General features: G+C 48.1%; 12 protein-coding genes. 5 read left to right on the top strand and 7 right to left on the bottom strand.

Annotation, left to right across the window (positions count from 1 at the left end):
• From nblS to NC997_RS12125, 7 genes are all read right to left on the bottom strand, one after another.
• Window positions 1-2,025, bottom strand: a complete 2,025-nt coding sequence (nblS, locus tag NC997_RS12155; RefSeq protein ID WP_190525795.1) for a two-component system sensor histidine kinase NblS — start codon at window positions 2,023-2,025, stop codon at window positions 1-3.
• Between the two features lie 287 nt (window positions 2,026-2,312).
• Entirely contained in the window at window positions 2,313-3,587 is a 1,275-nt protein-coding gene (purD, locus tag NC997_RS12150; RefSeq protein WP_190525675.1) for a phosphoribosylamine--glycine ligase, read from the bottom strand.
• Between the two features lie 276 nt (window positions 3,588-3,863).
• Window positions 3,864-7,817 (bottom strand): DUF2157 domain-containing protein, encoded by a 3,954-nt coding sequence (locus NC997_RS12145; protein WP_190525673.1) that lies wholly within the window; start codon window positions 7,815-7,817, stop codon window positions 3,864-3,866.
• Window positions 7,818-7,939: 122 nt separating this feature from the next.
• The gene (locus NC997_RS12140) at window positions 7,940-9,391 is read right to left on the bottom strand and encodes a deoxyribodipyrimidine photo-lyase (RefSeq protein WP_190525671.1); all 1,452 of its coding nucleotides are present in this window, start codon (window positions 9,389-9,391) and stop codon (window positions 7,940-7,942) included.
• A gap of 389 nt (window positions 9,392-9,780) precedes the next feature.
• Window positions 9,781-10,329 carry an NUDIX hydrolase gene (locus NC997_RS12135; protein ID WP_190441028.1) on the bottom strand — a complete coding sequence of 183 codons (549 nt, stop codon included), beginning with the start codon at window positions 10,327-10,329 and terminating at the stop codon, window positions 9,781-9,783.
• Between the two features lie 6 nt (window positions 10,330-10,335).
• Window positions 10,336-10,857: a 2-amino-4-hydroxy-6-hydroxymethyldihydropteridine diphosphokinase gene (folK, locus tag NC997_RS12130; protein ID WP_190415417.1), complete on the bottom strand. Its 522-nt coding sequence runs from the start codon at window positions 10,855-10,857 to the stop codon at window positions 10,336-10,338.
• A 93-nt stretch (window positions 10,858-10,950) separates the two neighbouring features.
• A complete protein-coding gene (locus NC997_RS12125; protein ID WP_190525670.1) occupies window positions 10,951-11,406 on the bottom strand; it encodes a CAAD domain-containing protein in 456 nt (151 codons plus the stop codon).
• 265 nt (window positions 11,407-11,671) lie between these two features.
• On the opposite strand from NC997_RS12125, the gene NC997_RS12120 reads away from it, so the two are divergent.
• The 5 genes from NC997_RS12120 (at window position 11,672) to fusA (ending at window position 15,774) form a co-directional block, all read left to right on the top strand.
• Window positions 11,672-12,052, top strand: a complete 381-nt coding sequence (locus tag NC997_RS12120; RefSeq protein WP_347275865.1) for an iron-sulfur cluster assembly accessory protein — start codon at window positions 11,672-11,674, stop codon at window positions 12,050-12,052.
• 98 nt (window positions 12,053-12,150) lie between these two features.
• On the top strand, window positions 12,151-12,528 hold the full coding sequence (gene rpsL / locus NC997_RS12115) for a 30S ribosomal protein S12 (RefSeq protein ID WP_190415413.1): 378 nt from the start codon (window positions 12,151-12,153) through the stop codon (window positions 12,526-12,528).
• 36 nt (window positions 12,529-12,564) lie between these two features.
• Window positions 12,565-12,693: a hypothetical protein gene (locus NC997_RS12110; protein ID WP_277878243.1), complete on the top strand. Its 129-nt coding sequence runs from the start codon at window positions 12,565-12,567 to the stop codon at window positions 12,691-12,693.
• 388 nt (window positions 12,694-13,081) lie between these two features.
• The gene (gene rpsG, locus NC997_RS12105; RefSeq protein ID WP_190415409.1) at window positions 13,082-13,552 is read left to right on the top strand and encodes a 30S ribosomal protein S7; all 471 of its coding nucleotides are present in this window, start codon (window positions 13,082-13,084) and stop codon (window positions 13,550-13,552) included.
• Between the two features lie 146 nt (window positions 13,553-13,698).
• Window positions 13,699-15,774, top strand: coding sequence for an elongation factor G (gene fusA / locus NC997_RS12100; RefSeq protein ID WP_190525668.1), 2,076 nt, complete (start codon window positions 13,699-13,701; stop codon window positions 15,772-15,774).
• Window positions 15,775-15,834 lie beyond the last annotated feature (60 nt).

Here is a 15,834-nt window from a genome sequence, read left to right as displayed (position 1 = left end):
CTAGACAACCTTCGCCCTAACCGAACTGGTTCCTGAAGCTTCTTTTGCTTCTTTTAGAGGCAACTCCTCAACGGGTGCTGCTTCTTGAAAAACCGTCAAGTCAAACCAGAAAGTTGTACCGACGCCGACCTCGCTAACCAAGTGAACCCTGGTGTGATGCTTCTCAATGATATTTCTAACAATTGACAAACCCAAACCTGTTCCTTCAAGGGTGTGAACTCGGTTTTCTACTCGGAAAAAACGATCGAAGATTGCCTCTTGGTCTTCTGTATCGATGCCGATTCCCGTATCAGAAATTTCAATCCGCACTAATTTGGGATTGTTCGTTGCAGGAATTTTCCCGCGTTCCTCTGCGCCGGAAGGGAAGACTCCGCCTTGACTCCGCTCATCCCTCGACTCCAGCAAATAGGCGCGAATTGCCACCCGTCCACCCGTCTCAGTAAACTTCAGGCCGTTACCGACCAGGTTAGCAAACACCTGGAGCAACAAATCATAGTTGCCCCAGACTGCTGGCAAATTCGGTTCAATCTCCTGGATGAGTTCAATTCCTTTATCGCGGGCGTTTAGCTGGTAAGTCCGCAGCGTTTGCTCCACAGGTTGGGCAATATCTACAGGCTCAAAGTGATAGCGCTTATGCGACTCAAGCCTAGATAAATCCAAAACGTCATTTACTAGGCGAGTCAGGCGGTCTGTTTCTCGATTCGCAGTGTCTAAAAATTCCCGACGTTCCTCTTCTGTCAAATCTTCGCCGTATTCGTGGAGCGTTTCAATAAACGACTTGATGTTGAACAGCGGCGTTCTCAATTCGTGGGAAACATTGCTAATAAAGTGGCTTTTCGCCTCGTTCAGCTCTACCTCACGAGTAATATCCTGTACCGTCATCGCAATTCCCTTGATGGTTTCCCGGTACTGGTCGAGGACGGTCGTTAGGAGAATGCGGACGGTGCGGTTCGCCGGTTGGAATAGCGTCACCCGAAACTCTGCCCCTTCGCATTCGCCAGCAACAATTTGATGCAGGGGTCGCGCTAGCTCCAAATTTACTGGAGAAGGCAAGCAATGCAGAGCGTTAGATCCCACCACATCAACGCCATCCCACCCGAAAATTCGTCGCGCTGTCGGGTTGACTAAGATCACCTGAAAGTTGGTGTCGATCAGCACCGCTCCATCAGCAATCGTAGAAACCAACGTCTCTAGCTTGGCTTTCTCTGCTGTTAGTTCCTCGATATTTTGCTCTTCATAACTCTCCAGCCGTTCTGCCATCTCGTTGAAACTGGAAATCAGTTCGCCCAGTTCTCCTCCGAGTGGCAGGTCAACTCGTTGCTTGAAGTTGCCAGCGGCAATATTTTTAACCCCAACGAGAAGTTCTTTAATTGGCTGAGTAATAGTTAAGGCATTAAAAACAGCGCCCAAAATCACCATCACCCAAATGGAAATAAATACCGCAATCGTGACATCTCGTGTCAGATGGGACGACGCCACCACGGTTGGATTGGCGTTAATCCCAATTGCCAAAACCCCTAAATTTTTGCCATCGTGCGACAGGGGAACAAAGACATCCGTAACTTCCCCATCCGGACTTAGGTGCTGACGCACCATTGGTAAGTCGGAATTATCAGCGTAATCCTCTGGCAATTGAATCCGACGCTGAATTGTCAGCGAGTTTTGTACCTCGGACTCAGAGAAAGGAATTCCAAAATAGATTTTGCCAGTTTCGTCGGCGTAGAGCATATAGCGCACGCTGGAGGTGCTGCTGTAGAAGCGGTGAGAAAAACGTGCCACCTCCGTCAGATTCTTTTCAGCAATCTGAGGCGCGACATTCGCCGCCAACAACAAACCCAGGTCGCGCCCGAAGCGAGTATCATTCAGCCGAGCATCCTGCTGAATTGTATTCACTGCCCAGAAGGTCAGACCGCTCATCACCAAGGAGACGACTAAGGTAGCAGCCGCCATCAGGCGCGTCTGGAGAGTAAACTCAGACCACCAATGGGCAATAACTTCTCGAAGGGTTTTTAATAGAGCCAGCAAGGTAAATTTGCCACTAAAAATGGTAAAAATTAGAGATTTATCAAAAATTGTAGAGGATTCTTCCCAGGGATAGGTGGATTTTTGAACGTTTCTCAATTATATTTATCCACTTCTATTTTCTCAAGTTCCTCCTGGAACTCTCATGTATCTTTAGATGCAGCTTGACTAAGATTTTGAAGAAATTTAAAGATTTACGTGATGTGCAACTTTCCAAAACTCTCTAGCTTAGGCTACAGAGCTTTGGAAACGAGGAGCGATTGGATTGCAGTTGCACATGACGTTAAACGCTAAAGTTTCCCTGCCGTGCGGACGCGATAACCAATATCCCGTCGGTAGTACATCCCCTCAAACTCAATGCAATTAATCGCCGCGTATGCTTGAGCGATCGCTGCATCAAAATCCTCTCCAATGGCGGTGACTCCCAACACCCGACCGCCTTCTGTCACCACTTGTTGCTGCTTCTTCTGAGTGCCTGCATGGAACACATTCGCTCCTGCTGCCTCGGCTTGCTCAATGCCGGTAATGACGTGACCTTTTTTATAGCTTTCGGGATAACCCCCCGCCGCTACTACGACACAGGCAGAAGCGCCTGATTTCCAGGCAATCGGAGGCTGTTGGGCGAGTTTCTGTCCAACGCAGGCAACCAGTAAGTCTTCTAGAGGGGTTTCAAGTAATGGCAAGATCGCCTGCGTTTCCGGATCGCCAAAGCGGCAGTTAAATTCCAAAACTTTCGGATCGCCTTGGGGGGTAATCATTAACCCAGCGTAAAGAAGACCCCGGTAGTCGATGCCTCTCGCCTTTAAAGCGGCAACAGTCGGCTCCAGAATTTCTTTCTGAACCCGCGCACTCAGGGCAGGTGTCAGGATGGGTGCAGGGCAATAGGCTCCCATCCCGCCTGTATTTGCCCCGGTATCGCCCTCACCGATGCGTTTGTGATCTTGAGCCGGTAACAACTGGCGAACTGTCAAGCCATCCGACAGCGCCAAAACCGAGACTTCCTGACCCGCTAAATATTCTTCAATCACTACAGTCTTGACTCGACTGGAGAATAAATCTGCGATCGCAGAGTATGCCTCTTCCACCGTTGCCGCTACCGTGACACCCTTACCAGCTGCCAACCCATCAGCTTTAACAACAATCGGTGCCCCTTGCGCTGCTACATAAGCTTTTGCAGCTTCTGGCTCTGTAAACACCTCTGAGTTGGCGGTTGGGATACCCGCTTCCCGCATCAAATCCTTTGCCCAAGACTTACTCGCCTCAATTTGCGCTCCCGCTTTGGTGGGACCAAACACCTTGAGATTTTGGCGTTGCAAGTAATCTGCGATCCCCAAAGCCAGGGGGGCTTCAGGCCCGACGACCACCAGCGAGATGTTATTCACTTGGGCAAATCGTGCTATTCCCTCAAAATCATCAACACTTAAGGGGAGATTCTGACAACGCTCTAGAGAAGCTGTGCCGCCGTTTCCAGGAACACAGACTATCTGCCGAATGCGTTGAGATTGCAGCAGTTTCCATACCAGGGCGTGTTCGCGTGCCCCATTGCCAACAACCAAAACCTTCACGTTCGCCTCGCGCTCCTGTTTTTGTTTTCTTGAATTTTGCTAAATTGCAGGCTGTACGCCCGCCCAGACTAGGGACAGCGCCTCAATCCAGCGGCTTATCCTCAGGGACGATTTCACATCTGAAACCAAGTAAATTTACAGGGCAAATCGTATAAGGCAAGCAAATACTTCATTATGCCACGCAATTACCAAATGTCTCAGTTAGCCAAGAGATACCTGATGGATGGAAGCAAAGCAGGGCTAAATTTAATCATTTTGGGATTGAACCAGTGGGAATTATTGCCATTGTTCCAATTCCGACAGCCAGTGCCGAACCAAAGCAATAAAGCGATCGCGCCGAGTTTCAAAATTAGCGGCAATCGAGATAAAACTGATACCGACTATCAACCCGATTACCCACTTAAAAAAGGAGTAACGGAAAACAAAAATTACTAACTGGTAAAAAGCAGTCAGTAAAAAGGTGGCGGTACCGACGTAGAGAAATGCCCGGACTCGGAAAGCCAATCCAGAAAAAATGAATAAAATACTCAAAATTCCCGGTATCAATCCAGTGTCTTGGTGTAGCAAAAATGCCGCTCCACAAATTACCCCAGCGCCTAGGCAACGAAATAGGTGGCGAGTCTGTTTGCGGCTTGGTAGCCTCAACCCAGAATCGACTTGGGCAACGTACAGCCAAGATAAGCCAAGCGGTATGATGTACCACAAGTAATCGTAAAGTTGTAATTCCAAAAACCACCGAAAAAGTGCCCAATTAATCAGTACTAAGCTGATATAAGTAAATCGAGTTTGATTGGATAATTTGGCAATAAAGACATAAAATGCCCCTGTTATCAGCAAGCTAATCGGGTGAATTTCTACTCGGGTTTCCCAAATCATCACCAGTGGCAGAATATATGCCGCGTGCTGCCAAGGTCTTCTAGGCCATCCCCACTTCTCCCAAGGCAAAATATAGAGAAAATAAGCCCAAACACAAGAAATCGGGGCTTTCCAAGGAACTAATGGCCCAGTCCAGAACTGCCCAATGGCTGTATAAAGCCAAAATATTCTGATGATACCTACTTCTAATAAACCTAGGTAAACCCAGACTTCTGCAATGCTAATTCCCCTTTCTTCACGGAAGAAGGAATGTGCTGCATTTTCCTCTGTTTTTGAGAGGGTTTGTGAATCTCCCCTGTTTTTTGAGGGAGAAGAAAGGGGAAATCTGCGCCCTTGAAAAATCGCGTATTGGATTAAAAACAACCCGGTTCCTAATCCAAGGAGTCGGCTAGCTTCGATGGGATTACCAATCGCCGCGATGAGTAAACAACTGCTCCAAGCCCAATGAAGATGGGCAATTACTTTCAGTTCTTCAGCAGTAAGGCGTAAGTAATTTAGAAGCCAGGGGAATAGCAGGCGATAGGCATACATGATGCTGGTGCCAAGGGCGGACATAACAATGAATCCATCGCCCAAAGCTCCACCTGATGCTTGTAAAAGTTGATAGAACAAAAGTTCGTAGGCAGAAATGGATACTCCCAGAAGTCCCAAATAGAGGATGGGTTTAAGTTCCTGCCGTCGTCTGCCAACTCCAATGGCAATGAACGCGATCGCAAGCGTACACAATCCCGTCCAACTGGTAAAAGTATCCCACCGCAGAAGTGCCCCCAACACGCCGTATAGTAGCGGCAGGATATGCCACCTGTTCGGAACACTTTCGATTTGCGATCGCCGCCGCCATGCTTCTCCCAAAAGCTGCGTGCTTAAACCTAAGACGATATTTGCGATCGCTAAATTCATCACCGAGTGTTCAAAGAAGCCCAACGTCTCGGCTGTTAACAGTTCTAAACCCCAACCCAGTCCATAAAATGCCCAATGATTCGGCTGTTGCCAACTGCGATAAGCGATCGCCCCAATTGTCAACGTAACCGCAAGTAAATATTCCCCATCGGGAGAAGCAACCCCTTGGTAGACAAAAAGCGAATGCACCGTTAGCATCAACAGCTCAAAACTACATAACGCGATCGCCCAACCCTCAACCGCTTGTGCATAAAGTGCCGCTAACGTCCCATGACGACGCATCAGCCAGGTTCTGGCAAGCCATAAACCCACCAGCGCGATCGCTCCGGCTAAAAACCAATCCGGTACCGAAAGGGGCGGCACTCCAGGTACGCCATCCCCCAGCAGCACGCTGAAAAAACTCAAGCTAAACCCAACGGTAATGACGGCTGCTGCCAGATGCCGTAAATAGCGCGTATTCACCAACATCAGCCCAGTTGCCATTCCTAAGCCAATTAATCTGCCTCCAGGTAGCGCGAATGTGAGAAGTTGTGCCATTCCCAAACTGGCGACACTCAACCAACTCGCCAATGTGCGTTGCTTTCCAGCTGTTTGGCTGGCAACTCCCGTTAAAGCCAAAGGTGTAATTAGCCAGAAAATGCCCCACTGCTGACGGCTAAAGGCATCGTTCCCGAATAAGGAAACATTTGCTAACAATAATTGATAACTGAGTCCCGCCAGTCCTAACCCGATGTGCCAAGCACTTTGCTTCCACAGAAGTGCTGAGGAGCGTAGTAGGACGTGAAGCGTCCATTCAGCAACCATCACCGCCAACAAAATGCTTGCCCAAACTTCTTGGTGCAGATTGGGAAAAAAGCGGTCAATTGTAGAAAATAGCGTCAGCAACCCCACCAAGTGAGTGGAATACACCAGACTGACCCTGGTCGGAAGTCGGCGCTGTGTCACAATTGCCAGTGTCACAGTCGAAAACAACAGATTGAGCGATCGCAATGTGGGATTTAGTAAACTAATTAGACTCAGCACCGCCCCACAAGTGAGAGCCAGTTGTTCGCCAAAAGTGGCTAAATCAGTCTTATCCGCTCGATGCAGCCAATCGCTGACCCCGACGATAAAAACAACGTAGGGAAATAAAACCAGGCTCAGCAAAGCCCAAGGAACCGTTTCCGAACCCGTCAGTTGTGTGCCAGTTGCGATCGCCCATTCTTGCACGGAAGCAGGAACTAACCGCCAAACCAGCCAAATCGTCTGTAAGCCAATCCCTAAAAATGCTGCCAGATCAACCTGTAGCCAAAAACGCTGCAATCGGCTGAAGAAAAACCACAAACCCAATCCGCTAACCGCTGTTGCTTGCCAGGGAACCGTTGTTCCTACCGAAACCAGCCAACCGAGGCACAACAAACTACCGCCAACTTTCTCCCACGGCAATGGGAGTGATTCGGTGGATGTTTCGGGTTGCTGTTGCGATAACCACGCCACCAGCCAGCCGCAGATACCAAGGGCTAACCCCAACTGCGTTACAGGTACTTGGACAATAAAAATTGTTCGTACCAGCAGCACCACCAAGGCATAAATCACCACCCCGGCTGGCAACTCGATCCCGATTCCCTTTTTTTCGATAGTCCCCGCAGGCTGTCGGTGACGAACTTGATAGAACGTGAGTAGGGACGTTCCCACCATTCCCAGATAAATGGCGATGACGGGAAAGCCTGACAAATTCCAGCCCCAATGCAGGTAACTGAGTCCCAAAATATTTAATGCTGGCAACGCTTCCAGTAGCCCCAGCCGTCCAGAAGCCGCCAATCGCCAATTTTTCAATACTTGGAAAGAGATCGCTGTCAGAAGAACGGATGCGATCGCAACTACTATCAGATTGACGGGATTCTGCCACAACCCAAAGCTATCCATTGCCCAAAAATTCACGGGCATTAACAGTAGGGTGACAATTTGCAACGTCTGCGCCGTCAATTGCAAACTGGGTTGGCGATTCGCCCAAGCGCTTACCCGCCAAAAAATCAAGGTATACGCTAATAAAACCCCATACTGCCCAGCAGCAGGAAATCTTTCCCATTGAGTGGCGGCTAGCACCCCGGAGGACACCACCACCATGAACACTCCCAAAAACAGCAGCCACCGGACGCTGAGTTCTGCCATCAGCGACTGCCATATCCCTGGGATCGCTTTGGGATGTTGACGAGAAGCATTCTTACCAGTTGCTGCTGGTAGTAACTGCGAATCAGAAGATATCGTAATTTGAGGCGTTACTTGAGGCGTTGGTTTGGGCGTTACTGCAACTGGTGGCAACGCACAGACTAAGTATTTTTGACTTAAATCGCTAACCTGAGCCTCAGAAATCAAACCCAAGCGCAGCCAAACATCTAGTCCTTCCAATAACTGAGGCTGCGAATTGCTAATCGTTACTTTAATGTTGATGGAGCGGTCATGTGAAGATGACATCAGCAGCCACCCTAAAGATGAATACTCAAATCATCTTCTTGATTGAAGGATTAGCTGTGGTTATTGTGACACTTTAGGGTATTGAAAGCACGCTTGTCCGGCGGGCACTGTCCACCAGACGCTTACTCTTTATCTTTATCCCCTAGTGCTTCTTTTTGCTGCTGATAGCGCTGTTTAAACAGACGCTGCTGTAGCTGGTGTTCCACAATCGGGGCGGGATAATTACAGCGATCGCGTTCATTCGCCGGTATCTTCCCACTGACGAGATATTCTGTATTTACAGACCTGAGTTCTGGCACCCATTTCCGGATATATTCCCCGTCTGGATCGAATTTCTGCGATTGAGAAGCTGGGTTAAAAATTCGGACTGGCTTGGGGTCCATCCCGCTAGAAGCACTCCACTGCCAGCCACCATTGTTCGCAGAAAGATCCCAGTCATATAGCTTTTGCATGAAGTATTTTTCCCCCAAGCGCGGATCGATTAGCAAGTCTTTGGTAAGAAAACTGGCAACAATCATCCGACAGCGATTGTGCATCCAGGCTGTTTCATTCATCTGGCGCATTGCTGCATCGACGATTGGGTAGCCGGTTCTCCCCTCGCACCAAGCTTGGAAATGTTCTGGATTGTTGTCGTAAGGGAAATTTTTGAGCGTTTCGCGGAAGGCACCCTCGGCTAATTCTGGGAACCAATACATCGCGTGTTGGTAGAACTCTCGCCATGCCAGTTCCTGTTGCCATGTGCGGATATGGGTATCTTTTTCCTCGCTGCGGCTGTCTTCTAATACCTTCAGCGTGGCATCCCAAACGGTGCGAATGCCGATTACACCAAATTTCAAAGCGGCGCTGAGTTGAGAGGTGCCGTTAACCGCTGGAAAATTGCGCTGTTCTTTATATTCTGCGATCGCTTGATCGCAAAATGCTGCCAGCTTTTCTTGCGCCGCCTTCTCCCCTGGGGCACTCACCAGTTCATTTTCCCAAATAAATCCTAAATCCTGAGCTGTAGGCAGTTCACCCGCACCCGCTTGTTGTGCTTTCTGCTGTTCTTCTTGGGTAAGTCCTTCGGCATTTTGGAGTTCTGCTGCGGGTTTAGCCTTAGGTTTACTACTCCAATTTCTCCAGAACGGAGTATAAACCGTGTACGGCTGATTAGAACCTGAGCGAATCTCCTCTGGTGCGTGTAATAGCTGATCCCAGTGATTTTGGACAAAAATACCCTTTTCTTTCAGGACTTCGCTAATAGTGCGATCTCGTTCTTTTGAATAAGGCTCGACATCCCAATTCCAGAATACAGCCTTCGCATTTAGCGCCGCCGCCAAAGCTGGGATTGCTTGAGTCGGATTGTCATGAAGGATCAACAATTGACTACCAGCCTTTGCGTAGCGTTCTTGCAGTGGCTGCAAACTACCAATCATATAAGTCACTCTTGCCGGTGCCACATCATCCCTTTTCAAAATATTCGGATCTAGGCAGAAAACCCCTACCACCTTTTGGCTTTGCTGCCGTGCAGCAGCCAATCCTAGATTGTCGGAAATGCGTAAATCGCGGCGGTGCCAAAACAAAATCAGGTCAGACATTCAATCCTTGCTTTTCAAATAACTCGCTTATGTTTGACAGTTTAAAAGGTGACAACACCGTGTGTATCACTCCTGCGAGTGACTGCAAACTAAACGGCTATAGCAATCCTCAATGATTCGTGAAGGCGAGATCCGCGACTTCTTTAAAGTCGCGGATCTGAACCGCTGGTATCTTACAAATCAAACAAGATTCCTATATAGCGTTTCTCAGGTGGGTGGAATATATTGCAGTTCTAATGCTCAATAGAGACATAGCAATGCCATGTCCCTACTGATGTATCGCACCTAATTGAGAATTGAAATAATCTTATATCTGGCTATTAAAATATAAAAAATTAGCCAGTTTAAGCTGGCTAATTTTGTGTAGTCGCAGACTTTAACCTAACGAACTATTGTAAAAAAGGACGAGCTAAGAAAAAACTAGAAATCGATTTAGCATCTACTGGTTCACCCGCCAGAATTGCTTGCTCTAATTCCTGGGGAGTCATCAAAATCGTTTCAATATCTTCGTCAACATCTTGACTGGGAGGTATCTCCAAACGTTCTAAATCTTGCGCTAAAAAAGCGTAAATAAATTCATCTGAATAACCGGGAGCAAGGGAAAACTTACCTAAATTTTGCCATTTGTGAGCGCGATATCCGGTTTCTTCTTCAATTTCGCGCTTAATAGTCTCCTCTGGAGCTTCATTTGGTTCTATCGTTCCAGCCGGGAACTCCAAAAGACGCCCCTGTACAGCAAAACGATACTGCCTCAATAGGATCAACTTCCCTTCTGAGGTTACAGGAACAGCCAGCGCACCACCAGGATGCCGAATGCATTCCCAGTCTCCCTCTACTTGGTTCGGGAGGCGCAGACGGCTGACTTCAAAATTAAATTTACGCCCCTGGTAGAACAAGCGTTGTTTGAGGACTTCAGGGGGTTCTTGACCCAGTGCCATAGGAAACTACAAACGACGGACTTCTGAACAGTCTACAGCCTGAACGAGTTGCGCGATCGCACATCCAGAAACTGGATCGAGCCAATCTGGTGCAATTTCCGCTAAAGGCACCAGCACAAACGCTCTTTCTCTCATCCGAGGGTGAGGCAACTGGAGAGGCGGAATCTCCCCACCCTGAGTGTCCAAAATCACATCATCAAAGAGCAATAAATCAAGGTCAAGTGTTCTCGCCCCCCAGCGCCCTTGACGGACGCGACCAAAGCGATCTTCAATTGCCAACAGCGTCTCTAACAATTGCTGAGGCTTCATCTGAACGTGCAGCAGGGCACAACCATTCAAATAATCTGGTTGAGGTGGCCCTACAGCCTTCGTTTGATACCAACTAGACTGGGCTTGCAGAGTAATTCCAGGAGTTCGGTTCAGCGTTTCTAGAGCAGCCTCTAGAGTGGCGCGGGAGTCGCCGAGGTTGCTACCAAGAGCAACTGCGCTTCGCCCACCCTTTGCTAACGCAGTTTTTGCGTATGTCATGATTCCAGCCTGACCCCTTCAGGTGCGGCTATAAAGAAACTTAGCCTGCCTACACAGGCTAAACAAATTCAGTCGAATCGAAGATTAGGACGCTTAGGTGTTTGAAGCTCCTCTGCCCAAAACTTGCTGTTTTAAGGTCTGGAAGTCTTGAGATAGTTCTTTGCGGCTTTCAGCAGTAAGTAAGTAACGATAAACGAACCAAGCCGTATATCCGATGCCAATCAGCTGTAGGGTTGGCGCTATCAACGGCAAGCTATGAATCGCCGTTAGCAAAGCCACTGTTATCCTTAATGTGACTAACACTGCTAAGAGTAGTCCAAGGGTAATGAGCGATCGCTGGTAGGAGGAAAAAAAGTTGCCCGCATAACTTGGCATCTTTTCTAAAAACCTAGCGATTTGTGCCCACACCTGCTGTACTTGCCCAGTATAGGCTTGAGTAGACGACACTTGTAACTCCGAAGGTGTTGCTTCTACGTTTTGTACATTGACTTCTACTGAAGGATTTTCAGATTCAAGCCTACTTTCAGAAGAGGGAGTTTCAGGATTCATATCAATTTTTGGGAATGACAACAACTTGATGTCTTGGTTGGTTATGGGAGTGTTTCTTCTAGTTCTGCTTTTTCTAATCAAAAAGTGAAGAACAGACTCTGCTACCAAGTTATTATCTATTGGGGTGATAAAAATCAAGCATCCTGAGGTACAAGTAGCAAAACTACCAAGCTGGAACACCGAACGCTCGATTTTCTCCTTTAAAAATTGACAAGCTTTCCCGCAACCGGCTGTAGCATTGGTTCAGCACTCTATAGAAAGCTCTGTGAAACTCACTCAGTCCACTATCGATCTCACTCAAGCAGCAGCTAGTGAAATAAAGCGTTTGCAATCCAAGCGTCAAAACGCCAACGCTCTATTATTTCGTCTAGCAGTTCAATCAGGTGGTTGTTCTGGCATTTCCTATACTTTCAGCTTTGATGAAGCTGTGAAGCCGGACGATAGACTGTATGAATGCAATGGCATTAGAGTATTGGTTGATGCTCAAAGCCTAGCCTACCTCAATGGTCTCACCTTAGATTACTCAGAGGATCTCATGGGTGGCGGGTTTCGCTTCCACAACCCAAACGCTAAAGAAAGTTGTGGTTGCGGTAATTCTTTCTCTATTAATGAGCCGCTTGCCGACTCTGCCACCCCAGAAGCTTAATCTCCAGCTCCTTTAAATTGACAGAACCCCTGACAGATGATACACTCAGAATTTGTCTGCATTTGGAACTAGCAAGGATTCAGTAACCCCAGTAACTCATGCCCACAATCCAGCAGCTCATTCGTAACGAGCGCCTAAGTACACAGAAGAAAACTAAGTCACCAGCCCTAAAAAGCTGCCCGCAACGTCGTGGTGTCTGCACCAGAGTATATACAACGACGCCTAAAAAGCCAAACTCAGCCCTGCGGAAAGTGGCAAGAGTCCGTTTGACTTCAGGTTTTGAAGTAACGGCATATATTCCTGGCATCGGTCACAATTTGCAAGAACACTCGGTTGTGATGATTCGGGGGGGACGGGTTAAGGACTTGCCCGGAGTCCGTTACCATATTATTCGCGGAACCTTAGATACCGCCGGGGTTAAGGATCGCCGTCAGGGTCGTTCTAAGTACGGTACAAAACGTCCCAAGGCAAAGTAAGCGGAGTGCCTATCTGCATTGGTACAGTCACAATTGATGGCTTCCGTTTTGCAGAAAAGACAAAACGCTCATACGGCTCGAAAGCTCCCGAATCTCGTGCCAATTGCACAGGAAATGTGTGAAGATATCCGCTTACGAGCGGATGCCGATGAACCCCCGGTATAGGTGGTAGAGTTGGATTGAGGATGTTTTTACTGGATTCCGTGCGGGAAGACGCATCAGAGATGTTGTAAACACGTAGATAAGCACCCGTTAAAGCGAGTGTATGCGAATCCAGTAGGATGTATCTAAATCCGTAGAAGGTTGCTTCAGTTCCTCAAACCAAAAAATTGGGAAATTAATGCGCCAGGGAGACAACCGTTGCTGGCATTTAGGGAAAACCTCAATGTCCTCAATGTAGGTAGGGAAGAGTTTCACAGTCGGGCGAAATCTCTACCTTAGTAGAAGGCGGCTCTCTAGAACCCGCAAAGACTTGTTGAAAAAAATCCCATCTCAGGCACGAACATTGGGAGGGATCGTAAAAATTCTGTATTTTATTCATTGAAGGCTTAGTATGTCTCGTCGTACCGTTGTTAAAAAGCGTCCTGTTCCCCCTGATTCGATGTATAACAGCCGTCTTGTCAGTATGATGGTGCGGCGGATTATGCATAGTGGCAAGAAATCTATTGCGACTGGGATTATCTATGATGCGCTAAAAACCATCGAAGAACGGATTGGAGCAGATCCCCTAGAGACTTTTGAGAAAGCAGTTCGGAATGCGACCCCTTTGGTGGAAGTCAAGGCTCGTCGAGTGGGTGGTGCCACCTACCAGGTGCCAATGGAAGTCCGCCCTGACCGTGGAACTGCGCTAGCGCTGCGTTGGCTAATTCAGTTTGCTCGTTCTCGCCCAGGCCGCACAATGGCTGGGAAGCTCGCAAATGAGCTGCTTGATGCCGCTAATGAGACAGGGAATGCGATTCGCAAACGCGAAGAAACTCACCGAATGGCTGAAGCGAATAAGGCGTTTGCCCACTATCGATACTAAGCACTACTACAGACGCGAGCTCGGTTATTGCGACTGTTTTGCTCGCGTCTGTACGAGCTGAAAATCTTAAATAAAGTATACAATTTTAAACGAGATAGAACGCATAGCACATTACTAGCTATGCGGCACAGAGGAAGGAGGTAGCTGTGGCACGTACCGTCCCGCTAGAGAGAACACGCAACATCGGAATTGCTGCCCATATTGATGCGGGCAAGACAACAACAACAGAAAGGATTCTGTTCTATTCCGGTATCGTTCATAAAATTGGCGAAGTCCACGAAGGCACAGCAACGACTGACTGGATGGAGCAAGAGCGGGAAAGAGGTATTACCATTACCGCCGCTGCGATTAGCACGAGCTGGCGGAATCACCAAATCAACATCATTGATACCCCTGGTCACGTAGACTTCACGATTGAAGTAGAACGTTCAATGCGGGTGTTGGATGGCGTGATTGCTGTGTTCTGCTCGGTGGGAGGCGTGCAGCCTCAATCTGAGACTGTATGGCGACAGGCAGATCGGTATAAGGTGCCTCGGATCGCTTTTATCAACAAAATGGATCGGACTGGAGCGAACTTTTACAAAGTTTATAACCAGATACGCGATCGCATGCGGGCAAACGCTGTCCCCATTCAGATTCCTATTGGTGCTGAAAGCAACTTTGAGGGAATTGTAGACCTAGTTCGGATGCGAGCCTACCTCTACAAAGACGATCAGGGCAAAGAAATTGAGGAAACAGATATTCCTGCAAACCTTCAGGAGGTAGCCCAAGAGTACCGCACTAAGCTCATCGAATCTGTAGCAGAAACCGATGATGCCCTGACGGAAAAATATTTGGAAGGCGAAGAACTAACCGAACCAGAGATTCAAAAGGCGTTGCGTAAAGGCACAATTGCTGGCACAATTGTCCCGCTGTTGTGTGGTTCTGCCTTTAAAAATAAGGGTGTCCAGCTGCTGTTGGATGCCGTGGTAGATTATCTACCCGCTCCTATTGACGTTCCTCCAATTCAAGGACTATTGCCAGATGGCACTGAGGTAGTAAGGCACGCTAGCGATGACGAACCAGCGGCTGCTTTAGCTTTCAAGATTATGGCAGACCCCTATGGACGCTTGACATTCATTCGGGTATATTCTGGCGTAATCAAAAAGGGCAGTTACATCCTCAACTCAACCAAAGATAAAAAGGAACGTATCTCCCGCTTGATCGTTCTCAAAGCTGACGAACGAATCGAAGTAGATGAAATGCGAGCTGGTGACTTAGGTGCAGCTTTAGGTCTGAAAGAAACCTATACGGGCGATACCATCTGTGACGAAAACTCACCAGTGATTCTGGAGTCTCTGTTTATACCAGAACCTGTGATCTCCGTAGCAGTGGAACCTAAAACTAAGCAGGATATGGAGAAGCTCTCCAAGGCTCTGCAATCGCTCTCAGAAGAAGACCCAACGTTCCGAGTTCACATTGACCCAGAAACTAACCAGACAGTAATTGCGGGGATGGGCGAACTGCACTTAGAGATTCTCGTAGATCGGATGATGCGAGAATTCAAAGTAGAAGCCAACGTTGGTGCGCCGCAAGTTGCTTACCGCGAAACCATTCGCAAAGCTGTCAAAGCTGAAGGGAAATTTATCCGTCAGAGTGGTGGTAAAGGTCAGTACGGTCACGTTGTGATTCAAGTCGAGCCTGGAGAGCCGGGGACTGGTTTCGAGTTTGTCTCCAAAATTGTTGGGGGTATAGTACCTAAAGAGTACATCAACCCAGCAGAGCAAGGGATGAAAGAAGCCTGCGAATCGGGTATTGTAGCTGGATATCCGGTGATTGACCTCAAGGCAACGATGGTGGATGGCTCTTACCACGAGGTGGATTCCTCAGAAATGGCTTTCAAAATCGCAGGCTCAATGGCGATTAAAGAAGCTGTAATGAAGGCTTCACCAGTGCTATTGGAGCCTATGATGAAAGTTGAGGTGGAAGCTCCAGAAAACTTCCTTGGGGATGTGATGGGAAACCTCAACTCCCGTCGCGGTCAAATTGAAGGCATGAACTCGGAACAAGGCATTACAAGAGTAACAGCCAAAGTTCCGCTTGCAGAGATGTTTGGCTATGCGACGGATATCCGGTCGATGACTCAAGGGCGGGGTATCTTCTCAATGGAGTTTAGCCATTACGAAGAAGTTCCTCGCAACGTGGCTGAAACCATCATCGCCAAGAGCAAAGGGAACACATAAATCGGTCTGTAGTCTTTGGTCAGTTGTCAGTAGAAAAGCCAACTGACAACTGACAACTGA

It is taken from the genome of Trichocoleus sp. DQ-A2 (genome assembly GCF_039961915.1).
Classification (GTDB): domain Bacteria; phylum Cyanobacteriota; class Cyanobacteriia; order Cyanobacteriales; family FACHB-T130; genus FACHB-T130.
The sequence above is the reverse complement of the archived record's forward strand: the minus strand, read 5'-3'. Positions and strand labels throughout refer to the sequence as shown.

Excerpts from the sequence above, each read along its gene's own strand:
- folK (WP_190415417.1), bottom strand. The coding sequence starts at position 10,857 with ATGACATACGCAAAAACTGCGTTAGCAAAGGGTGGGCGAAGCGCAGTT.
- NC997_RS12135 (WP_190441028.1), bottom strand. The coding sequence starts at position 10,329 with ATGGCACTGGGTCAAGAACCCCCTGAAGTCCTCAAACAACGCTTGTTC.
- rpsG (WP_190415409.1), top strand. The coding sequence starts at position 13,082 with ATGTCTCGTCGTACCGTTGTTAAAAAGCGTCCTGTTCCCCCTGATTCG.
- NC997_RS12145 (WP_190525673.1), bottom strand. The coding sequence starts at position 7,817 with ATGTCATCTTCACATGACCGCTCCATCAACATTAAAGTAACGATTAGC.
- NC997_RS12110 (WP_277878243.1), top strand. The coding sequence starts at position 12,565 with ATGGCTTCCGTTTTGCAGAAAAGACAAAACGCTCATACGGCTCGAAAG.
- NC997_RS12125 (WP_190525670.1), bottom strand. The coding sequence starts at position 11,406 with ATGAATCCTGAAACTCCCTCTTCTGAAAGTAGGCTTGAATCTGAAAAT.
- rpsL (WP_190415413.1), top strand. The coding sequence starts at position 12,151 with ATGCCCACAATCCAGCAGCTCATTCGTAACGAGCGCCTAAGTACACAG.
- NC997_RS12140 (WP_190525671.1), bottom strand. The coding sequence starts at position 9,391 with ATGTCTGACCTGATTTTGTTTTGGCACCGCCGCGATTTACGCATTTCC.